Source organism: Ensifer sp. Root31, assembly GCF_001424825.1.
GTDB classification, from domain to species: Bacteria; Pseudomonadota; Alphaproteobacteria; order Rhizobiales; family Rhizobiaceae; genus Ensifer; species Ensifer canadensis.
On sequence record NZ_LMCO01000006.1, the window covers coordinates 393,027 to 413,178 of the forward strand.

A 20,152-nucleotide genomic window follows, 5' to 3' on the forward strand; every position below is an offset into this window, starting at 1 on the left:
GTATCCAAATGGGTACTGTCCGCCAGTATTTACCATATACTCTACAAAAACTTGCAATTCGAGACGCAGTTCGCGCATTCTTGCCCACATTGTTAACAAAGCATTAACGGATGGGTTTTGCGTGAGCCAGCTTCAAATCGTATTCGATGGCGAAAGTCTTATTACTCCCCAATCAATCGCAACCGAGTTCACTTCGTCAAGAAGTGAGTTTTATGATGAGCAGTTTGCAACAGGAAAAGCCGAACTCGCCCTGATTCTCCAAATTGCACAGCAGCAATTTGCCCAGGAACTGGATCCCCGGAAGATAATACATCGCTTGGCGGCCGCACTTCACGAGACGCGCGCGAAGTTTCATCCGAGCGTATGGCAGGAACTGATTCCGATCGCACAAAAGCATCCGGTGTCGGAGTTTTTCCTGCAGGACCCTTTTACCCGCTGGTCCAGCGAAAAGCCGCGGGGTTATTCCGGCGACGCCCAACTGCTCGACTTCATCTACGGCCATCCAAGCGTTGCCGGCGAGATCGCCAAGGCGTCGCCGGTGGGCAAGGCGCTTTACGACTATACCAAGGACGCTTCGTCGTCGGTTGCTGTGCGCGAGCGGCGGGACCTGCTGACCCAACATGTCGATGAGATCGCGGCGACACGCGACGGGGAGGCAGAGATCCTGACGATTGCCGCCGGGCATCTGCGCGAGGCAAACCGGTCGGTTGCGCTGCAGGAAGGGCGGATAAAGCGCTGGGTCGCGCTCGACCAGGACCCGCTCAGTGTCGGATCGATCACCAGGGATTTTCGAGGAACCAGCGTTGAAGCGATCGACGGTTCCGTCCGTGGCATTCTCACCCGGGCTCACAAACTCGGCAAGTTCGACTTCGTCTATGCGGCGGGGCTTTACGACTACCTGCCTCACAACGTGGCAGTGAAGCTCACCCGCCGATGCCTGCAGATGCTGAAACCCAACGGCGTCTTCCTCTTCGCCAATTTCGCGACCGACATCGGCGTCGACGGCTATATGGAGACGTTCATGAACTGGGCGCTGCTGTTGCGCTCGCAATCGGACATGTGGCGCATCGTCAACGAAAGCGTCGACGGCACCAACTTCGAGTCGCACGTGACGTTCGGGGAGAACCGCAACGTTGTCTATGCGACGCTGCAAAAGCGCTCGTAACCACGACTGAAGCACATTACAGCGGCGCGCGTCATCTTTGACGCGCGCCGCTGTCGTTCGGCAAAGGCGTGATGCCGCCTTGGCATGCAAAACGACACGCTGGACACTTTCCCGTCTCAGCATCGACGTTCGCGCGCAACGAACCGTTCTCAAGGTCCCCACAGCGAAGTGTTTCGCCGGTGCGGCCGAGGGGCGCAGGTCCTTCAGGCTTGAGGACGTTCAACGGATCTACCCAGGGCTGTTATGCAATTATTTCATAGCGCCTGAAATTCTATGCATTGGCGGGCCGCTTTCCTTTTCTCTAGCATCCCCGACTGCACGACTTGTGGCCCATCGGAATGCCGCACCGGAACGGATAAAGATGCGGATTTCGGCGCGAAACTGATGCGGGCGGGAGACATGGGTCGTGCCGAGAGCCGGTTTGCCATCAAACCCGGCTCTGCATTGCAGTGACGGCCGAGGGGGAGGAGCCTTAGATGCCAGCGGGACAGAGTTTTCACGCCGACATGATCGTGCACAACGGTGTGATCTGGTGCGGTATGGCCGAGGGCGTCGTCGATGCCCTGGCAATCTGGCAGGGCAAGGTCCTGGCGACGGGCACCAGGCAGGAAATGGAAACCTATCGCGGCGCTGGCACGCAGCTACTCGACCTTCAAGGGCAATTCGCGACCCCCGGTCTCAACGATGCGCATCTGCACCTGATCTCCGTCGGCCTGACGTTGAATTGGGTCGACGCGACGCCGCAGGCTGCCCCCACGCTCGAAAGCCTGCTCGATGCCATCCGGCACCAGGCCGAAAGCACGCCGGCCGGTACCTGGATCCGGGCGCGGGGTTATGACCAGACCAAGCTCGACATCGGTCGCCATCCGCTTCGCTCGGAACTCGATGCGGTTGCGCCGCACCATCCCGTCATGGTGGTGCGCGCCTGCGGGCATGTGTCGATCTTCAATTCGGAAGCATTCCGCTTGGCCGGCGTCGACGAGAACACGGCCGTGCCGGAAGGCGGCCTGATCGAACAGGTGTCTGGTGCTCTTACGGGCTTGGTCGCGGAAAATGCGCAAGGGCTGGTTCGTGCCGCGATCCCGAAAGCCTCGACCGACGACATGATCGATGCGATCGAAAGCGCCGGCAATCTGCTTCTGTCCTATGGCGTCACCAGCATCATGGACGCGGCCGTCGGTCAGGTCGCAGGCTTCGACGAGGTCAAAGCCTATAATCTGGCGAAACTCAACAACAAGCTGCCGGTTCGCACCTGGCTCGTTCTTCTCGGCGATCCCAACGTTTCGATCGTGCCGCAGAGCTATGAGGCCGGTCTCATTTCCGGTGTCGGCGACGACATGCTGAAGGTCGGCGCCGTCAAGATCTTCCTTGATGGCTCGGCCGGTGGCCGCACCGCCTGGATGAGCAGTCCCTATCTCGGCGATGACAACAATACCGGCGTCCAGATCCTTTCGGATGTGGAACTTCAGGCGCTCGTACTCGACGCGCATACCAAGGGTTATCAACTGGCCTGCCATGCGATCGGCGACGCTGCGATCGGTCAGCTGATCACCGCCTACGAGAAGGCACTTGAGGCGATCCCGGATGCGGATCGCCGTCACCGGATCGAGCATTGTGGCTTCTCCAGCGACGCGCAGCACCAGCGCATGGTGAAGGCCGGGATATATCCGTGTCCGCAACAGGTGTTCATCTACGATTTCGGCGACGCTTACGTCTCGGTGCTCGGCGAGGAGCGGGCGCTGTCGAGCTATCCATTGAAGACCTGGAAGGACCTGGGGCTGAAGCCTGCGACCGGCAGCGATGCGCCGGTCTGTCATCCCAACCCGTTCCCCAATATCTACAGCATGCTGACGCGCAAGACCGCCAAGGGCACGGTGATGGACGCTGACGAGCGGGTCTCCATCGAAGAGGCGCTGCAGGTCTACACCGAATACGGCGCGTTCTCGCAGAAGCTCGAAACCGTCAAGGGACGACTGGTCCCGGGACAGCTTGCCGATATCGCGGTGTTCTCCAGGAACATGCTGACGGCGAGCCCCGAAGACATCCTCAACGACACGCGCTGCACCCTGGCAATCCGGGGCGGCGAGGTGGTCTTCGAGCGACAGAACGCCTGACGAAGGGCGAGAGGGAGCCGCAAGAGCGGCTCAATGCATCTCAACCGATCCGGGAGGTCGGATGAGATCGCGGTTTTGTTCATCCATACGCAGAACAACAAGTGGGGAGGATATGGGAATGATGAAGAAAATAGCATTGCTTTCGACATTGACGGCAGCGTTGCTGGCGGGGGTGGCGTCGGTGCAGGCGGCCGACACGCCGCGGGCCGGCGGAACGGTCAACTTCGTGGCGCCCTATGGGGACAGCTTCTCGACGCTCGACATCCAGGCGTCGCCGCAGACGCAGGACGAGTTCTACGCCAAGGCGATCCATCGCACCCTTTATGATTGGGACGCGGACAAGAACGTTCCGGTGCTGGCGCTTGCGACCGACGTCGACGTCTCCGCCGACAAGCTGGTCTATACCTACAAGCTGCGGCAGGACGCCTATTTCCACAACGGCAAGCAGATGACGGCCGACGACATCATCTCGAGCTTCACCCGCATGGCCGATCCGGCCAAGGCCTATCCGCCCTCGCGCTACATCGCCAACATCAAGGGCGGCGCCGACTACATGGCCGGCAAGGCCGAGGCGATTTCGGGCCTGAAGAAGGTCGATGATTTCACGCTGGAAGTGACCCTGACAGACCCGGTCGACCCGGCGTTCCTGTTCATGCGCAACAACACGGCGATCTACCCCGCCGGGGAAGCCGACAAGGAAGGTTTCGCAAGCCACCCGATCGGCCTCGGGCCCTACAAGTTTGCCGAATATGTGCCCGGCTCGCGCCTGACGGTCGAGAAGTGGGAAAAGTACTACGACAAGGACAAGACCTACGCCGACAAGATCAATATCCTGATCATGGGGGATGCTTCGGCGCGCGACGTCGCGTTCCGCAACAAGGAGATCGACGTCTCCGTGCTCGGGCCGTCGCAATACGTCGCCTATCAGGCCGATCCGGAACTGTCCAAGGGCCTTCTCGAAGTCGCAGAAGTCTATACGCGCTATGTCGGCTTCAACCTCGATTTCGAGCCGTTCAAGGACAAGCGCGTTCGTCAGGCTTTCAACTACGCCATCAACGCCGACCTGATTATCAAGCGGCTGGCAAAGGACAAGGCCTACCGGGCGAGCGGCTGGCTGCCGACGTCGTCGCCGGCCTATGACAAGGACGCGCAGCCCTACGCCTACGACCCGGAGAAGGCGAAAACACTGCTGGCCGAGGCCGGTTATGCCGATGGCTTCGATGTCGAACTGACGGCGACGCAGAACGAAAGCTGGGGCCTGACGATCGTCGAGGCGATCATCCCGATGCTGGAAAAAGTCGGTATCCGGGTGAAGGCAAAACCGGTCGAGGCTTCGGTGCTTTCCGAAGTCGTGCCATCAGGCGATTTCCAGTCCTTCATGTGGTCGTCGGAAAGCGGCCCGGACGCCCTGACGGCGATGCAGTGCTTCTATTCCAAGACTTCGCAGGCTGCGTGCAACTATCAGAAGTTCGCAAATGCGGACTTCGACAAGCTGTTCGAAGCCGCCAAGGTTGCCAAGACCGACGAGGAAAAGAACGAGCTGCTGCGCAAGGCCAACAACCTCGTTCAGGAAGAAGCGCCGGTCTGGTTCTTCAACTACAACAAGGCTGTGATGGCCTACCAGCCCTGGCTGCATGGGCTGCAGCCAAACTCCGCCGAGCTGGCGATCCAGTCCTATGAAAAGCTCTGGGTGGACGAAACCGTCCCAGCCGGACGTTGATGGAGGCGCCCCGATATCGTCGTCGCGGTATCGGGGGCCTTTCCACTGGTATCTGGCACCTATGCTGCCGATAACGTAAGTCAATGCTTACGATGCGCAACCCGCCGGAATGATCTGGCCCGAGTGGCCTATCGCTCGGTGGCATGTGCCGGAGGACTATCGCCCGCGCATCCGTTGATGGGCGCCGCGAGGGAGGAAATGAATGCTTCAGTTCGTCGTGCGCCGCATCTTGCAGGTGATCCCGACAGTCATCGCGATATCGCTGTTGATCTTCGTGATCTTCAGCGTGGTGCCGGGCAGCATCGCCACCAGCCTGACAGCCAATGGCAAGGGCGGCGGCGACCCAAAGATCGTCGAGAAGATGACGCGCGAGTTCGGTCTCGACCAACCGCTCTATGTGCGGTTCGGCGCCTATCTCTCCGATCTCGCAAGGTTCGATCTCGGAACATCGTTCCGCAGCCGCCAGCCGGTGGCCCATCTGATCGGCGAGCGCATGTGGCCGACCTTGAAGCTCGCATTCGCGGCGATGGCGATCGCGATGTTCGTCGGTGTACCGCTCGGTTTCATCGCCGCCTTGAAGCCGGGCAGCATCATCGACACGTTGACGATGATCGGCGCGATCTCGGGCCTGTCCCTGCCGCAGTTCTGGCTCGGGCTGCTCGGCATGTATCTGTTCGCGCTGACGCTCGGCTGGTTGCCGAGCTTCGGCTACGGCGACGGCGGGCCGATGAACCTGATCCTGCCGGCCTTGACGCTCGGCGTGGCGCCGATGGCACTCCTGGCGCGCACGACGCGCGCCGCCGTCCTTGACGTGATGAACGCCGATTTCATCCGCACCGCCCGAGCCAAAGGCATGAACGGCTTTCGCCTCGTCACCTGGCATGTCGTTCGCAACGTGCTTGTGCTGATCATCACCACCATCGGCCTGCAGTTCGGTTCGATGATGGGTCAGGCGGTGGTGGTGGAAAAACTGTTCTCCTGGCCGGGGCTGGGCTCTCTGCTGGTCGACAGCGTCAGCCTGCGCGACATCCCGGTGGTTCAGGGTGCGATCCTCGTCATCGTCCTGTGGTTCCTGCTCATCAACACCATCGTCGATATTCTTTACGCGGTCATCGATCCGCGCATCAGCCACGGATAGATCCATGAGAATACGGCTCAATCTCCTCATCGGTGGCGTCCTCTGTCTCGTCATCATCTCAGCGGCGCTGCTTGCGCCCTGGCTGGCGCCGACCGATCCCGTGCTCGACGCGGACCTGATGAATGCGGAGCTGCCGCCGGACGCACAGTTCTGGTTCGGCACCGACGCGCAAGGGCGTGACGTTCTCAGCCGCATCCTCTACGGCGCACGCATCTCGCTTGCCGTCGGTATCGGCTCGCAGGTCATCAACACGCTGATTGGCCTGGCGCTCGGCATTTCGGCCGGCTATTTCGGCGGCTGGTGGGACGATCTTGTCACCGGGCTCACCAACCTGATGCTGGCGATCCCGAGCCTGATCTTCGCGCTCGCCATCATGGCGATCCTTGGGCCCGGCCTTTCCAGCCTGCTGATCGCGCTAGGCTTGACCAACTGGTCATGGACCTGTCGCATCGCGCGAAGCTCGGCGCTGTCCTTGAAGAAGCAGGGCTATGTCCAGGCGGCAAAGACGCTCGGTTACGGCGACATCCGCATCATGATCACGCAGATCCTGCCCAACATGATCGGCCCGATCCTGGTGATCGGAACGCTGGGCATGGGCGATGCGATCCTTGCCGAGGCAGCACTCTCCTATCTCGGACTGGGCATCAAGCCGCCGTTTCCGAGCTGGGGCAACATGCTGACGGATGCACGCGAACTCATCGTCATTGCGCCCTGGGCGGCGATCTTTCCGGGGCTGGCGATCTTCGTGACGGTTCTCGGTCTCAATCTTTTCGGCGACGGTCTACGCGATTGGCTGGACCCGCATATGAGGGCGCGGCAGCTATGACCGAGAACTTGCTGAACGTCAGGGATCTGCGCCTCGATATCGTATCGGGCCGGGTCAGCCACAACGTCGTCGACAACGTGTCGTTCTCGATCGGGCGCGGCGAGGCCTATGGCCTCGTGGGCGAATCGGGCTGCGGCAAGAGCATCACTGCGCTTTCGATCATCGGCCTGTTGCGTGCGCCGCTCGCCGTCACGGGCGGTTCGCTGAAGTTCAACGGTCGGGACCTGAGGGAGCTTTCGAAACGCGAGTTGCGGCGGCTTCGGGGCGAGCGCATCGCCATGATCTTCCAGGAACCGATGACCGCGCTCAACCCGTTGTCTCCGGTCGGCCGGCAGATTGCCGAGATGTTTGTCCTGCACAAGGGTGCCACCTGGAAGGAAGCCGAAAGACTGGCGATCGAAGCGCTCGGCAACGTACAGGTCCCGGCGCCGGAGGAGCGGGTGAAGAACTATCCGCACCAGATGTCCGGCGGCATGCGGCAGCGGGTGATGATCGCCATTGCGCTTGCCTGCAATCCGGATCTGCTGATCGCCGACGAGCCGACGACGGCGCTCGACGTGACGGTGCAGGCGGAGATCCTCAAACTCGTGAAGGAGCTTTGCGCTGCACGCGGCACATCAGTGCTGATGATCAGCCACGATCTCGGCGTGATTGCCAATATGTGCAACCGGGTCGGCATCATGTATGCCGGGCGCCTGGTCGAGGAGAGGCCGGTCGCCGACCTGTTCCTCCATCCGGCCCATCCTTATACCGACGGCCTGTTGCGATCGCTGCCGCATCTGGGCTCGCGCCGGCTGGAAGGGCGCAAGCGCCTTCAGGAGATCGAAGGCACGGTTCCCTCCATCGCCAGTTTTCCGCCGGGCTGTCGCTTTCAGCCGCGTTGCCACAGGGCGACGTCCATCTGCAGCGCCGAAATTCCACCGCCAACCGGCCTCAGCCATGATGGCTTCGTGAAGTGTTTCAACCATGAATGATAACAACGAACCACTGGTCAGAGTCGACGGCCTGAGCGTGCATTTCCCGGTGCGCAACGGCGTCTTCGGCCGCTCGAAGCGCACTCTGCGCGCCGTCAACGACCTGAGCCTGACGCTGAACCGGGGCGAATGCCTGTCGATCGTCGGCGAATCCGGTTGCGGAAAGTCGACGCTTGCGCTTTCGATCCTCGGACTTCAGGAGCCGACCGCGGGCGAGATCTATTTCGAAGGGCGATCGATCACCGGCAAGGCGCGGCCCTCCCGGCTCGAGCGTGCCGGCATGGCGCAGATGGTGTTTCAGGACCCGTACGCGTCGCTCAACCCCCGTCAGACGATCTACACGTCGCTGGCGGCACCGCTGAGATTGCATGGGATTTCCGACCGCAAGGAGATCGCGCGACGCATCGAAGAGATGATGCAGTTGGTCGGATTGAAACCGGAGCAGGCGGGGCGTTTCCCGCATGAATTTTCCGGCGGCCAGCGCCAGCGCATCGGCATTGCCCGCGCTTTGATTCTCAACCCCAAGGTCGTGGTGCTGGACGAGCCGGTGTCGGCGCTCGACGTCTCGATCCGCGCCCAGATCATCAACCTGCTGCTGGAACTCAAGGAACGGCTGGACCTGTCCTACATCATGATCAGCCATGACCTGAGCGTGGTCGAACATATGAGCGACCGCGTGGCGGTGATGTATTTCGGCCAGATCGTCGAGACCGGCAGCTGGGACCGGGTCTTCAGCGAACCACAGCATCCCTATACCCGCCGCCTGATCGGGGCGATCCTCGATCCGGTCACCGAGCTGACGGGCCAAAGCCCGGTGGATCCTCGTGAAACACCGGAACCGCCGCCGGGCTATGACTACTACCCCAGAGAATTCGGAAAGCATGACGTCTACAGCCTGCCGCCGTCTTCGCAATTGATTGCGCTTCGGGACGACCACAGCGTTCGTCTGATCGCGCGGGGCTGAGCCGGCGCTCGGAATTGCGAACTGGTTTCGATTGGAGGGTAAGAACCGGAGTTTTGGGCGCCGTAGCTCAGGCTACCTTTATGCGCAGGCAACCGGCGTTATCGACGGTCGAGCCTGTGTCAGTTCGAGGAGAAAGCCAATGAGCAAGGAAGAAGACAACAAGGCGGTGGTCAGCAGATGGTTCACAGAGTTTTGGGGTCGCGACGTAGATCTTTCCATCGTCAACGAGATCGCGTCTGCAGACATGCTGTTGAAATATTCCCTGCATGAACCGCGCCGCGGCCATGATGATATCAAAGCCTTCATGACCGATTTCCGTGCCGCGTTCCCGGATCTGAACTTCTGGGGCACGGCCGACCTCATCGCCGAAGGCGACTATGTCGTCGGCCAATGGGAAGGCGGCGGCACCCATGCCGGCGCTGCCTTCGACGACTTCCTGGCCGGCAGTCTGCCGGCAGGAAGTGGCCGCAAGATGCGCTTCACGGGGACGACGGTTCTGAAGGTCATCAACGGCAAGATCGTCGAGGAGATCGGTCTCGACGACGGGGTTGCGGCCCTGACGCAACTCGGATTGATGAAAGCGGCCTGATCGATCGGGTGCCACGCCACGCACAGGAAACGGGTGGCGTGGCCCAGCCTTTTTGGCGAAGCTTCTTGGAGCAGCAGATCGCCCGAGTGGTGGTCAATCTTGAGCTTGAAGGCCGCGACCCGGATACCTCCCAGGCGCGACCGGAATGAGGAGCGTCCGACGATGAATATGGCGACGACATTCCCAACCGCAGCTGCCGCGACCAGGGTCCCAGTCGCGCGCGACCCGCGCTGGGTCGCCATCGTCAGCCGCGACAAGGCTTCCGACGGGCATTTCTGGTATTCGGTCACGACCACCGGCGTCTATTGCCGCCCCTCATGCCCTTCACGCATCGCCAATCCCAAGAATGTCCAATTGCACGACACGCTTGAAGGCGCGAAGGCGACGGGCTTTCGCCCGTGTCGGCGGTGCAACCCGGACGGCCCATCCAGCGATGAGGCAAACGCTGCCATCGTCGTTAGGGCTTGCCGGCTGATCGAAGACAGCGATGAAGAGCTGGCCTTGGGCGATCTGGCCGCTGCCGTCGGCAAGAGCCAGAGCTATTTCCATCGGCTGTTCAAGGCAGCGATCGGCTTGACGCCAAAGGACTATGCGGCTGCTCATCGAGCTGCCAAGGTTCGTCGTGGGCTGGAAGCGGGCAACAGCGTAACGGAGGCGATCTATGAAGCGGGCTTCAACTCGAGCGGTCGTTTCTACGAGAACTCGACTGATATTCTCGGCATGACGCCGGCACGCTACCGCGCAGGCGGCGCGGATGAGGAAATCCGATTTGCCGTCGGCCAGACGTCGCTCGGCGCGATCCTCGTCGCATCAAGCCGGAAAGGTGTCGCGTCCATCCTGCTCGGAGACGATCCGGAGGCGCTTGTGCGCGACCTTCAGGACCGTTTTCCGAAGGCGGAGCTGATTGGCGCCGATGCCGACTACGAGGCGCTTGTCGCACAGGTGGTCGGCTTCGTCGAAGCCCCGGGCATCGGCCTCGACCTACCGTTCGATGTTCGCGGGACAGCATTCCAGCAGCGGGTCTGGCAGGCCCTGCAGGAAATTCCGGTCGGCAGGACGGTGTCCTACGCGGAAATTGCCCGTCGCATCGGGCAGCCGAAGGCGGTTCGTGCCGTCGCTGGCGCATGCGCGGCGAATAGCCTCGCCGTTGTCATCCCGTGCCATCGGGTGGTGCGGAACGATGGAGCGCTGTCGGGTTATGCCTGGGGCGTCGAACGCAAGCGCGCCTTGCTCGACCGCGAGGCGGCCCGTGGAGCCGCTTAATGGGTGCCGCCGCGCGGTGTCGCGCCCAAATGGTTATCTTCACGGCGACAAAGCGGTGCGTCGGGCTGCATATCGCCCGCCCGTTCGATGATATCATTTCCGACGTAATGCGGCCCGGGGAGATCCGCCTGTATGAATAGCGTTCGCCAGCCCCTCCAGAATCGCGTGACGCCATTCGGCGACATTATCGCTATCGCGCAGCGCGGCCTGTTCATCGGCAACCGCGGCATCATCCACGACCCCGAGACGAAAACCCTATTGCGGCGGCGGTGGACGTCCAAGGCGTGGCTGATCTGCACCTGCGAATACGGGGATCGCCGGCGCGACGTCATGGCCGGCCGAAGCTGGACCGAGCTTTTCTTCCTCGACGAGGCCGTGGCGCTGGCGGCGGGGCACCGCCCGTGCTTCTTCTGCAGACGGGAGGCCGCTCTAGTCTTCAGAGTCGCCTGGACTGGCGGCTTGATGGCGTCGCCTTCGGCGGGCGAACTCGATGCGGTGCTCCATAGCGAACGAGTTCTACGCGGACAGAAGCGCATCCATCCGTTGCCGTCGCCAGTCAGGGATCTACCAGACGGGACGATGGTGGTGGCATCCGGCTTTGCCTTCACGCTCGCATCCGGGCGCTGTTTCCGCTGGACCGAGGCGGGTTACCTGAGCCCGGAAATGGGCATCATCGCTGAGGGAATTCTGACGCCGCCTTCGACCGTCAGGGTTCTTCGGGCCGGTTACCGCCCTGTCCTTCATCCCGACATCACCAATTTTCTGTCCGGAAAGACGCCATGACTGACCTATTCGCCAAGCTTGCCGTCGAACCGTCACGCGAGAGCATGGCCGAAGGCGCGACGCTGCTTCGCGGCTTTGCGCTGCCGCTCGAGGGGCAAATCCTGCCGGGACTGCGATCAGTCATTGCTGAGGCACCGTTCCGGCACATGGTGACACCGGGCGGCTACACGATGTCGGTTGCGATGACCAATTGCGGGGCGGCCGGATGGGTCACGGACCGGAGCGGGTACCGCTACGACCGGCTAGACCCGGAGAGCGGCAAGCCGTGGCCGCCGCTGCCATCGTCCTTCCTCGACCTTGCGATCGCGGCGGCGACCGAAGCAGGCTATCCGAATTTCAGACCCGATGCCTGCCTGATCAACCGGTACGAACCGGGCACACGGCTTTCGCTTCATCAGGACAAGGACGAGCGCGATTTCTCGCACCCCATCGTTTCGGTTTCGCTCGGGCTCCCCGCCACATTCCAGTTTGGCGGACCAAACCGCACCGACCCAATCCGCAAATACGCGTTGCGTCACGGCGATGTCGTCGTCTGGGGTGGGCGGTCGCGCCTATTCTATCACGGGGTCACAGAGTTGAAGGACGGCGAACACGAGACCCTTGGCCGCATGCGCATCAATCTGACCTTCCGCCGCGCCCAATAAGGGACCATCGATGCGATGCGGGCGGCGCTGCAGGAGACAAGTCTTTTCGATTTGAAAGCAAGGAGCGGAGTTCGGCCAAGGCGACGCATCTCTAGGGTCGGTGAAGAGAACGGAACGGAACAAGGAGTTAGTCTCATGAACCTCATCGACAACCGGACGCACACCCCGCGACCGCGGCAAGCCGTCGACGTCGCTAACCGCACAACCGTGGAGTATGGCGTTGCACAAGCAGAGTTGGGCTGTGTTCTGATCGCGCGCAGCGTCGGCGGTGTTTGTGCGATCCTGATCGGTGCTGACGCGGAGCAACTGGAGCGAGATCTTGCGGATCGTTTTCCTGGCCGTGCATTGAACCGGAACGAAGCCGGACTTCGCACCGAGCTGGCGAAGGTCCTTCGCTTCATCGATAACCCTGGCGAGGGTCTGGATCTCCCGCTTGCCCTCCGCGGGACAACACTCCAGCGCCGTGTCTGGCAGGCGCTTCGCGCGATCCCGGCGGGGACGACGATCACTTACGCCGAGCTGGCGGTCCGCGTTGGCGCACCGACATCCGCGCGCGCCGTTGCCAACGCCTGCGCCGCCAATGTCATCGCTTTGGCCATTCCATGCCACCGTGTCGTGCGCAGCAGCGGTGAACTCGCCGGCTACCGTTGGGGCATAGAGCGCAAGCGCACGCTGATCGCCAAGGAGGCGATGCTATGAATCCGCGCATTTCAATGGCTATTGCAGATCGGACCGAACAGGCTGTGGAGACGCATGTCGCAGCTTACGATTGGCAGGCGATTTCGGACGCGTTGAACGGCTATGGCTGCGCGGTCATGGAAAAGCTTCTGTCGGCGGACGACTGCCGACGGATTTCGGCGCTCTACAAGGACGAGCAGCATTTCCGCAGCCATATCCACATGGCCAGGCACGGTTTCGGCAAGGGGGAATATCGCTACTTCAAGTATCCGTTGCCGGATCTGCTTGGCGGTCTTCGCACTGCGCTCTATCCGCGCCTCGCCGACGTTGCCAACCAATGGAACGGTCGCATGGGGATCGAGACGAGATATCCGGCGGAGCACCGGGAATTCCTGAGGCAGTGCCACGATGCGGGCCAGACACGGCCAACACCGCTGCTGCTGCAATATGTGCCCGGCGATTTCAATTGCCTGCACCAGGACCTCTATGGTGATCTTGCCTTTCCGATACAGGTCGCGATCCTTCTTTCCGAACCGGGAAAGGATTTCACGGGCGGTGAATTCGTGCTGACGGAGCAGCGTCCGCGCATGCAAAGCCGGGTCGAGGTCGTTCCCCTCCGCCAAGGTGATGCCGTGGCTTTTGCCGTTCACAACCGGCCGGTTCAAGGCACGAAGGGCAATTATCGCGTCAACCTGCGCCATGGCGTCAGCCGTGTCAGGTCAGGCCTGCGCCACACTGTCGGCATCATCTTTCACGACGCAAGATAGCGCGGCTCGCACCGCCGCTTTCATGGCTTGCGGTCAATGTCCCTCGCTTTCGGGTGAGGGGCTTTGTTTGACAACGACTTCCTTCCGCCTATTTGCCAAGCCAGCAGACAGGAGTAACTCGATGTTCAAAACGACCGTTCTTGCCGGCTTTCTCGCGCTCGTTTCCTTGGCCAATTCCTGGGCGGCGAACGCGGGCACGGTGCTCGAAGGGCAAAAGATGCCCAGCAGGATTCTCGGCAAGGATGTCGAATATACCGTCTATCTCCCGCCGAAATACGAGGCCGGGAACCGCTCCTACCCCGTCATCTATCTCATGCATGGCGGGGGCAAAGGCAAAAATACCGACTGGTATCGTTTCGGCGGAGCCGACCGGGTGTTCGACCGGATGATCGAAAGCGGGGAGGTGCCGGCCTTCATCGCAGTCACGCCGGAAGGGCGCCGGGACAAGGAGAACAGATTCAACACCTACTACATGAACGACGCTGACGGCGGTTACCGCTGGCAGGACATGTTCCTTCAGGAGTTCGTAACCTACATCGACCACACCTACCGGACGGTGCCGGAGAAGGAAGGGCGCGGGATTCTCGGCCTTTCCATGGGCGGCTATGCGGCCATCGCCTTCTCATTCAAACGGCCTGAGATGTTCTCCGCCGCTGCGGCGCTGAGCGCGGCCTTTCGAACAGACGGTCAGGTCGTCGAGATGGACCAGTCGGGATACGATCGTCGCTATGGCAAAGCCTGGGGGCTGGGGCTTGCCGGCAAGGGCCGTTTGAATGCCGCCTATCACGACAACAGCGTGCTCGATCTGGTCGAGACGATCCCTGCCGAGCAAATCGGCAAGACAGCGCTCTATATGGATTGCGGTTCGAGTGACGATTTCTTCGCTGGCAACTCCGAGCTCCATTTGAAGCTTCAAAAGCTTGGCGTGGAGCACCGCTTCATCGCACGGGAGGGCGGCCATGACTGGGCCTATTGGCTCAGCGGTTTGCCCGAAGCGCTGAGCTTCGTCGGCGCCAGCTTCCGAAACGGCTAGGGCATCGGGCGCACAACCCCCTGCGGCTTGGCACTGTGACACTCCTATGCGATGTGTTTTCGCAGGAACACGCTTGCCGCGTGATAAACTTGATTATAAAAGACAAGTATTGGTGCACGCTCGCCACGGCGATCATTCATGGTGACTTTGGCACGGGAAATATTCTCGTCGACGACGGCCAGGTCTCCGGCGTTATCGACTTTGCGGGATGCTCGATCGGCCACCCTGCTCATGACCTCGCCAGCCTTTCCGCCGGCCTGGGCGACGATTTCCTCGCGCTCATGCACCCATACTATCCCGGGATAGATGCGATGCAGGACCAGATCCGCTTCTATCGCAGCACCTTCCCGCTGCTGGACGTCCTCTTCGGCCTCGAGCATGGTGACGATGTGGCGCTGAACGCGGGGCTCGAGGCACTAAGACGCGGCTAGTAACCGCGCTTGATATCGATGGCTGCGGGCAGGGCGCCGGTCGCATAATACCGCTTGATATTATCAGCGACGATCACGGCGGCCGTGTTCCTGTCGGTCGGCGCGGAAATGTGCGGCAATACCGTCACGCTGTCATGCCGCCAATAGGGCGACGTGGGTGGCAAAGGCTCGGCGTCGAAAACATCGAGCACCGCATGCGCGATATGCCCAGCGTCCAACGCCGCGATCAGGTCGACGTCGACGATGATCGGCCCGCGGGAAAAATTGATGAGGCGCGCGCCGGTTTTCATGGATGAGAGGCGACGGGCATCGAGCAGGCCGCGGGTCTCTGATGTCAGCGGCAACAGGCTGACGACTATGTCGCTTGTCCGCAAGAGCCGATCGAGGCCGCTCTCGGCGCTGACCATATCGACGCCGTCTATCTGCTGCGGCGACCGTGCCCAGCCCGTAACCCGGAAGCCGGCTGCCGTCAGTTTTCCTGCCGCTGCTTTTCCGAGAAGCCCCATGCCCAGGATCCCGACCGTGAGATCGCCTGGCCGGCGGTACGGATGCTGCCGCCAGATTGCCGCCGCCTGCTGCCTGCGGTAGGCGGGCATGTCGCGGTGAAGATAATAGGTCCAGGCAAGGATCGCTTCCGCCATGACCCGAGCCAGCTCGGGGTCTTCAAGCCTGACGATCGGGGGCGCTGCCTGGCCGAGCTCGGCGACCAGTCGCTCTACCCCTGCCCAAAGACTGTGTATCCACTTGAGATTGGGCAGCGCCGCCACGTGCCCAGGATCGGGATTGGCAACGATGGCGATTTCGGCGGCGTCGCGCTGCGCATCGTCCATCTCGTGGAAGTGCACGATTTCGCTCTCCGGCAACAGCCTGGCCAGGATGGCAACCCAGGCCTGTTCGTCGGCGCGGTCGATGCGCGTCACCAAGGCGATAGGCTTCTTCACATCCGCCTCCGGTGTCAGCGTGCAAACAGGCTGTCGAAATCGGCAAACCCCTTGACCTCGATGGGATTGCCGCTCGGATCGAGGAAGAACATCGTCCGCTGCTCGCCGGGCTTGCCTTCGAAACGCACGACCGGCGGAATGTCGAAGCGCACGCCCTTTTGTTCCAGGCGCTCGGCCAGCACGAACCAATCCGCCAAGCGCAGCACCACGCCCATATGCGGCATCAGTACGAGATGGTTGCCGACCTTGCCGGTCCGCGTGACTTCGAAGGGCTTGCCCAGATGCAGCGACAGTTGATGGCCAAAGAAATCGAAATCGACCCAGGTATCCGTGCTGCGCCCTTCCTCGCAACCAAGCACGTCGCCGTAGAACCTGCGGGCCTCATCGAGATCGGTGACGTGAAAGGCGAGATGGAAAAGCGACTTCATCTGGAACTCCTGTGTCTCCGGTTGACACAGGGATAGCGTCTTGAGAGGCTAAGAAAAACTATGTAATTCTTTCTCTGAGAATAAGGATTCATGGTGGATATTCGCTTCCTGCAAAGCCTAGTCGCCACGGTGGAAACGGGGTCCATCGCAGCCGCTGCACGCCGGGAAAAGTTGACGCCGGCCGCCGTCAGCCAACGCATTCAATCGCTCGAACGAGCCCTTGGATGCATGCTGCTTGCCCGCGGCGCCCATTCGGCCCAGCCTACGGACGCCTGTCTTTCGCTGTTGCCGCGGGCGCGTCTCATAATCCGGGAAGCCGAAAATCTCAGATACGACGTTGCAGGCGGTGGTCTTGCCGCCGAGTTGAAAATCGGGGCGATCTCGACGGCGCTGACAGGCATATTCCCTGAAGTTCTGGACGAACTCTCCCGTCGGGCGCCGAGCCTGAAGCTGATGCTGCGCCCCGGTTCGTCGTTGCAGCTCTACGAACAGTTGCTTGCAGGCGAGCTCGATGCCGCGGTTCTGGTTGAACCGCCATTCTTGCTGCCAAAGGGATTGGCGGTATATGTCATTCGCCGCGAACCGCTTGTGTTCATCAGCAGGGATGCGACGGAACCTGACGATATCGCTGAGCAAATCCGGCAGGCGCCGTTCATCCGCTACGATCCGGGATCCTGGGGCGGGCGGCTGTCGTCACAATATCTCGCCGATGCCGGGCTTGATCCGGACATTCGTTGCGACATGGACGCGCTCGAAACCATAGCCATGCTCGTGGCCAACGGGATGGGAAACTCCGTCGTTCCGGCCTGGCAGGGCCTGGGACGGGACGGATTTTGCCTGGTCGAGGTACCCGATGCCGCCGCGTACGAGCGCAGGATTGTTTTCCTGCATCAGCGCGTGCCAAGTCGCCCCACGCCGCTTGCGCTACTGCAGGAGATTCTATCGCAGGGTTTTACAGGTTGATTGGCAAAGCTCCAGGAACGCCGGGTGGGTGTCGCGTCTCGTGTGGACGCGACGCCCATTGGGCCTAGCTGAGCAGGAAGGTGGTTAGGGGCAACTGAAGTGCGGCGGCGATCCGACGGAGCTTGGCCGGATCGGTGTCGACACCAAGCTCGATGTTGGTGATTTCGATGTCGGTCAGCCCGCAGGTGAGCGCAAGTTCGTCGACACTGTAGCCGATCGCTTGACGGGAACGTCTGACGGTATCGCCGATATCGACATGGGCCAAAGCGCCCGTGGTGGAGGCATCAAGATTGTTTATCGAAACAGTCATGAAGTGGTCCTTCGGTTGTGCGCGAAGAGCGAGGCTTTTCGCGTGAAGGCGGCATGCAGCCAAGAAAAACTCGGCCAAAAACAGGCGCCGAGTGCAGTGCAATATAAGTCCAAAAGATGGCAGCGCAAGGCTTGTTGCCAATCACGGCCATGGGGCCGCCTTGATTGGCAACATCAGGATCCATGGTGAGACGAAGGCCGGGGTGTCCTATGGATAAAGGCCGTCAGGTCGGCCGCCCGATTAAGGCAACCGCCGGTGTCCTATGTTGCTCGCCTGGAGAAAGCAGGTTTTAGGAGCGGGTGCGCAGCTCATCGACCAGCACGCGCATGTTTTCGGAATAGTCGATCGGCACATCGACGAGATGCACGCCGCCGCCGGTAAAGGCAGCCTCGAGCGTCGGCACCAGCATGTCCGCGCTCGTGACCCGCGCGCCCTTCGCACCATAGGCTACCGCGTAGCGCACGAAATCGGGATTGCCGAATGTCAGGCCGAAATCCGGGAAATCATCGACGGCCTGCTTCCAGCGGATCATGCCATAGGCACTGTCGTTGAGGATGACGACCACCAGATTGAGGCCGAGGCGAACTGCGGTCTCCATCTCCTGGGAGTTCATCATGAAGCCGCCGTCGCCGCACACCGCCATGACGCGGCGCTCGGGATAGAGCATCGCCGCCATCATTGCAGAAGGCAGGCCGGCGCCCATGGTGGCGAGCGCATTGTCGAGCAACAGCGTGTTGGCGACATGGGTGCGGTAGTGCCGGGCAAACCAGATCTTGTACATGCCGTTGTCGAGGCAGACGACACCGTCTTCCGGCATCACCTTGCGCACGTCATGGACGATACGTTGCGGCGTCACCGGAAACCGGTCTTCGTCTGCGCCTTCGTTGAGCTTGTCGAGAATGGTCTGGCGCAGGCTGAGCAGCAGCGGTTCCGGATCGAGCTTGCCGCCGAGCCGATCGGCGATCGCGGTCACCGTCGTGCCGATGTCGCCGATCACTTCTGCGTCGGGATGGTAGACCTGCTCGACATTGGCCGAGCTGTAGCCGATGTGCAGAACCTTCGGCCCGCCTTCGCTGCGCATCAGGAAGGGCGGCTTTTCCACCGTGTCGTGGCCGACGGAAATGATCAGGTCCGCTTGGTCGATGGCGTCATGCACATAGTCGCGTTCGGAAAGGGCGGCCGTGCCGACATAGAGGTTGGAGCCGCCATTGACCGCGCCCTTGCCCATCTGGGTGTTGAAGAAGGGGATGCGCATCCGGCGGACAAAGGCGGAGAGCGCATCCACGAGCCGCGGGCGGCTGCTGGCCGCGCCGATCATGATCAGCGGCCGCCTGGCGGCAAGGATGATCTCAACCGCCCGGTCGATGGCAGCAGACGGCGCCACCGGCCGGTCGAGCGGGTGAACCGGAATGATCGGCGCCTCATCGATGGTTTCACCGGCGACATCCTCCGGCAATTCAAGATGCACCGCACCGGGCCGTTCTTCCATGGCCACGCGAAAGGCGTCGCGAACGGCGGCCGGAATGCTGCCGACGCTGACGATCTGCCGCGTCATCTTGGTCAGCGGCCGCATCGAGGCAACGACATCGACGATCTGGAAGCGGGCTTGGCGCGCCGTCTTGATCGGCTTCTGCCCCGTGATCAGGATCATCGGCATGGCGCCGAGATTGGCATAGGCAGCGCCGGTCGAAAAATTGAGCGCGCCTGGGCCGAGCGTCGCCATGCAGACGCCCGGCTTGCCGGTCAGGCGCCCATGCGTCCCGGCCATGAAGGCGGCGGCCTGTTCGTGCCGTGTCAAAATTAGCTTGATGCGGGATTTGCGCAGCGACTCCACCACATGCAGGTTTTCTTCTCCGGGCACGCCGAAGATGCAGTCGACCCCTTCGTTCTCCAATGCAGCAATCAGAACGTCGGAACCTTTCATCATCTTTCGAACCCTTTCAGCGAGTGTCGCAATGTGTATCGTTCGTGGAGCGTTGGCCCGGCGATTGCCTGGGGCGGCCGACCGGGATCGCCGCTCTCGAACAGTATCGTCCTCTATTGCAGACGCAACCGCATTTCGCGTCGTGTTTGAGCCTCGGCGGCCACCGATCTGCCCGCTGCAAACCGGGGGACTGGTCGTCCTGATGCCCCTGGCTTTGCATCAGCGGGTGACGATTTCGCTTCGGTTGCCGCAGGAATCCCGGAAATCCGGTATTTTCGCCCAGGCGATACCGCCCATCTCGCCCTGTTGATAACTCTCGTTTGAATTTCGTTTGTATTTTCAATGTGTTGTTCGATCTTGTCGATTTTTTGCGATTGAGTGTTGACGTGTTCGGTGAGGGGGGTCTATAAGCCCGATCACTGAACGAGGGCGGCGGCGCTGCTGGCGACGATGTCCTTCGTTTTAAGGTTTCCTTGATTGGCGGATGCTGATTGGTC

Annotated in this window: 20 protein-coding genes; 16 read left to right on the forward strand and 4 right to left on the reverse strand. The window is 61.4% G+C overall.

Annotated features, from left to right (window positions below; translation table 11 throughout):
- Positions 1-121: 121 nt before the first annotated feature.
- The 15 genes from ASD00_RS08725 to ASD00_RS08795 all read left to right on the forward strand — a co-directional run bounded on the left by ASD00_RS08725 (position 122) and on the right by ASD00_RS08795 (position 15,089).
- Positions 122-1,165, forward strand: coding sequence for a class I SAM-dependent methyltransferase (locus ASD00_RS08725; protein WP_025429949.1), 1,044 nt, complete (start codon positions 122-124; stop codon positions 1,163-1,165).
- A 476-nt stretch (positions 1,166-1,641) separates the two neighbouring features.
- Positions 1,642-3,279, forward strand: a complete 1,638-nt coding sequence (locus tag ASD00_RS08730) for an amidohydrolase (RefSeq protein ID WP_057206102.1) — start codon at positions 1,642-1,644, stop codon at positions 3,277-3,279.
- A 121-nt stretch (positions 3,280-3,400) separates the two neighbouring features.
- Positions 3,401-4,999 (forward strand): ABC transporter substrate-binding protein, encoded by a 1,599-nt coding sequence (locus ASD00_RS08735; protein WP_082523498.1) that lies wholly within the window; start codon positions 3,401-3,403, stop codon positions 4,997-4,999.
- A 202-nt stretch (positions 5,000-5,201) separates the two neighbouring features.
- Positions 5,202-6,137 carry an ABC transporter permease gene (locus ASD00_RS08740; protein ID WP_025429952.1) on the forward strand — a complete coding sequence of 312 codons (936 nt, stop codon included), beginning with the start codon at positions 5,202-5,204 and terminating at the stop codon, positions 6,135-6,137.
- 4 nt (positions 6,138-6,141) lie between these two features.
- Positions 6,142-6,963, forward strand: coding sequence for an ABC transporter permease (locus ASD00_RS08745; protein ID WP_025429953.1), 822 nt, complete (start codon positions 6,142-6,144; stop codon positions 6,961-6,963).
- Positions 6,960-7,937: an ABC transporter ATP-binding protein gene (locus ASD00_RS08750; protein WP_025429954.1), complete on the forward strand. Its 978-nt coding sequence runs from the start codon at positions 6,960-6,962 to the stop codon at positions 7,935-7,937. Before ASD00_RS08745 ends, ASD00_RS08750 begins: the two co-directional genes overlap by 4 nt.
- Positions 7,930-8,901 carry an ATP-binding cassette domain-containing protein gene (locus tag ASD00_RS08755; protein WP_057206106.1) on the forward strand — a complete coding sequence of 324 codons (972 nt, stop codon included), beginning with the start codon at positions 7,930-7,932 and terminating at the stop codon, positions 8,899-8,901. The genes ASD00_RS08750 and ASD00_RS08755 overlap by 8 nt, the downstream gene beginning before the upstream one ends.
- Before the next feature lie 139 nt (positions 8,902-9,040).
- On the forward strand, positions 9,041-9,490 hold the full coding sequence (locus ASD00_RS08760) for an ester cyclase (protein WP_057206108.1): 450 nt from the start codon (positions 9,041-9,043) through the stop codon (positions 9,488-9,490).
- Positions 9,491-9,658: 168 nt separating this feature from the next.
- Positions 9,659-10,753: a bifunctional DNA-binding transcriptional regulator/O6-methylguanine-DNA methyltransferase Ada gene (ada, locus tag ASD00_RS08765; RefSeq protein ID WP_038578736.1), complete on the forward strand. Its 1,095-nt coding sequence runs from the start codon at positions 9,659-9,661 to the stop codon at positions 10,751-10,753.
- Between the two features lie 132 nt (positions 10,754-10,885).
- Positions 10,886-11,536: a hypothetical protein gene (locus ASD00_RS08770; RefSeq protein WP_057206110.1), complete on the forward strand. Its 651-nt coding sequence runs from the start codon at positions 10,886-10,888 to the stop codon at positions 11,534-11,536.
- Positions 11,533-12,180 carry a DNA oxidative demethylase AlkB gene (gene alkB, locus ASD00_RS08775; protein WP_057206112.1) on the forward strand — a complete coding sequence of 216 codons (648 nt, stop codon included), beginning with the start codon at positions 11,533-11,535 and terminating at the stop codon, positions 12,178-12,180. Before ASD00_RS08770 ends, alkB begins: the two co-directional genes overlap by 4 nt.
- 135 nt (positions 12,181-12,315) lie before the next feature.
- Complete coding sequence (locus tag ASD00_RS08780; protein ID WP_082523489.1) at positions 12,316-12,879, forward strand: methylated-DNA--[protein]-cysteine S-methyltransferase; 564 nt, start codon at positions 12,316-12,318, stop codon at positions 12,877-12,879.
- Positions 12,876-13,625, forward strand: coding sequence for a 2OG-Fe(II) oxygenase (locus ASD00_RS08785; RefSeq protein WP_192434017.1), 750 nt, complete (start codon positions 12,876-12,878; stop codon positions 13,623-13,625). The genes ASD00_RS08780 and ASD00_RS08785 overlap by 4 nt, the downstream gene beginning before the upstream one ends.
- Positions 13,626-13,746: 121 nt before the next feature.
- Positions 13,747-14,658: an alpha/beta hydrolase-fold protein gene (locus ASD00_RS08790; RefSeq protein WP_057206114.1), complete on the forward strand. Its 912-nt coding sequence runs from the start codon at positions 13,747-13,749 to the stop codon at positions 14,656-14,658.
- A gap of 80 nt (positions 14,659-14,738) precedes the next feature.
- Positions 14,739-15,089 carry a phosphotransferase gene (locus ASD00_RS08795; protein WP_162249717.1) on the forward strand — a complete coding sequence of 117 codons (351 nt, stop codon included), beginning with the start codon at positions 14,739-14,741 and terminating at the stop codon, positions 15,087-15,089.
- Here the strand turns inward: ASD00_RS08795 and ASD00_RS08800 are convergent.
- The gene (locus tag ASD00_RS08800; RefSeq protein ID WP_057206118.1) at positions 15,086-16,030 is read right to left on the reverse strand and encodes a glyoxylate/hydroxypyruvate reductase A; all 945 of its coding nucleotides are present in this window, start codon (positions 16,028-16,030) and stop codon (positions 15,086-15,088) included. The genes ASD00_RS08795 and ASD00_RS08800 overlap by 4 nt on opposite strands.
- Before the next feature lie 14 nt (positions 16,031-16,044).
- Positions 16,045-16,458, reverse strand: a complete 414-nt coding sequence (locus ASD00_RS08805) for a VOC family protein (RefSeq protein ID WP_057206120.1) — start codon at positions 16,456-16,458, stop codon at positions 16,045-16,047.
- Between the two features lie 90 nt (positions 16,459-16,548).
- On the opposite strand from ASD00_RS08805, the gene ASD00_RS08810 reads away from it, so the two are divergent.
- Entirely contained in the window at positions 16,549-17,421 is an 873-nt protein-coding gene (locus ASD00_RS08810) for a LysR family transcriptional regulator (RefSeq protein WP_200951443.1), read from the forward strand.
- Positions 17,422-17,485: 64 nt separating this feature from the next.
- Here the strand turns inward: ASD00_RS08810 and ASD00_RS08815 are convergent, their stop codons facing one another.
- Entirely contained in the window at positions 17,486-17,731 is a 246-nt protein-coding gene (locus tag ASD00_RS08815) for a helix-turn-helix domain-containing protein (RefSeq protein ID WP_025429968.1), read from the reverse strand.
- Positions 17,732-18,020: 289 nt separating this feature from the next.
- Positions 18,021-19,658, reverse strand: a complete 1,638-nt coding sequence (locus ASD00_RS08820) for an acetolactate synthase large subunit (protein ID WP_057206122.1) — start codon at positions 19,656-19,658, stop codon at positions 18,021-18,023.
- Positions 19,659-20,152: the final 494 nt, after the last annotated feature.

What these genes read in the sequence shown, in the direction of transcription:
- ASD00_RS08730 (WP_057206102.1), top strand. Translation starts at nt 1,642, where the DNA reads ATGCCAGCGGGACAGAGTTTTCACGCCGACATGATCGTGCACAACGGT.
- ASD00_RS08735 (WP_082523498.1), top strand. Translation starts at nt 3,401, where the DNA reads ATGAAGAAAATAGCATTGCTTTCGACATTGACGGCAGCGTTGCTGGCG.
- ASD00_RS08740 (WP_025429952.1), top strand. Translation starts at nt 5,202, where the DNA reads ATGCTTCAGTTCGTCGTGCGCCGCATCTTGCAGGTGATCCCGACAGTC.
- ASD00_RS08745 (WP_025429953.1), top strand. Translation starts at nt 6,142, where the DNA reads ATGAGAATACGGCTCAATCTCCTCATCGGTGGCGTCCTCTGTCTCGTC.
- ASD00_RS08750 (WP_025429954.1), top strand. Translation starts at nt 6,960, where the DNA reads ATGACCGAGAACTTGCTGAACGTCAGGGATCTGCGCCTCGATATCGTA.
- ASD00_RS08755 (WP_057206106.1), top strand. Translation starts at nt 7,930, where the DNA reads ATGAATGATAACAACGAACCACTGGTCAGAGTCGACGGCCTGAGCGTG.
- ASD00_RS08760 (WP_057206108.1), top strand. Translation starts at nt 9,041, where the DNA reads ATGAGCAAGGAAGAAGACAACAAGGCGGTGGTCAGCAGATGGTTCACA.
- ada (WP_038578736.1), top strand. Translation starts at nt 9,659, where the DNA reads ATGGCGACGACATTCCCAACCGCAGCTGCCGCGACCAGGGTCCCAGTC.
- ASD00_RS08770 (WP_057206110.1), top strand. Translation starts at nt 10,886, where the DNA reads ATGAATAGCGTTCGCCAGCCCCTCCAGAATCGCGTGACGCCATTCGGC.
- alkB (WP_057206112.1), top strand. Translation starts at nt 11,533, where the DNA reads ATGACTGACCTATTCGCCAAGCTTGCCGTCGAACCGTCACGCGAGAGC.
- ASD00_RS08780 (WP_082523489.1), top strand. Translation starts at nt 12,316, where the DNA reads ATGAACCTCATCGACAACCGGACGCACACCCCGCGACCGCGGCAAGCC.
- ASD00_RS08785 (WP_192434017.1), top strand. Translation starts at nt 12,876, where the DNA reads ATGAATCCGCGCATTTCAATGGCTATTGCAGATCGGACCGAACAGGCT.
- ASD00_RS08790 (WP_057206114.1), top strand. Translation starts at nt 13,747, where the DNA reads ATGTTCAAAACGACCGTTCTTGCCGGCTTTCTCGCGCTCGTTTCCTTG.
- ASD00_RS08805 (WP_057206120.1), bottom strand. Translation starts at nt 16,458, where the DNA reads ATGAAGTCGCTTTTCCATCTCGCCTTTCACGTCACCGATCTCGATGAG.
- ASD00_RS08810 (WP_200951443.1), top strand. Translation starts at nt 16,549, where the DNA reads ATGGTGGATATTCGCTTCCTGCAAAGCCTAGTCGCCACGGTGGAAACG.
- ASD00_RS08815 (WP_025429968.1), bottom strand. Translation starts at nt 17,731, where the DNA reads ATGACTGTTTCGATAAACAATCTTGATGCCTCCACCACGGGCGCTTTG.
- ASD00_RS08820 (WP_057206122.1), bottom strand. Translation starts at nt 19,658, where the DNA reads ATGATGAAAGGTTCCGACGTTCTGATTGCTGCATTGGAGAACGAAGGG.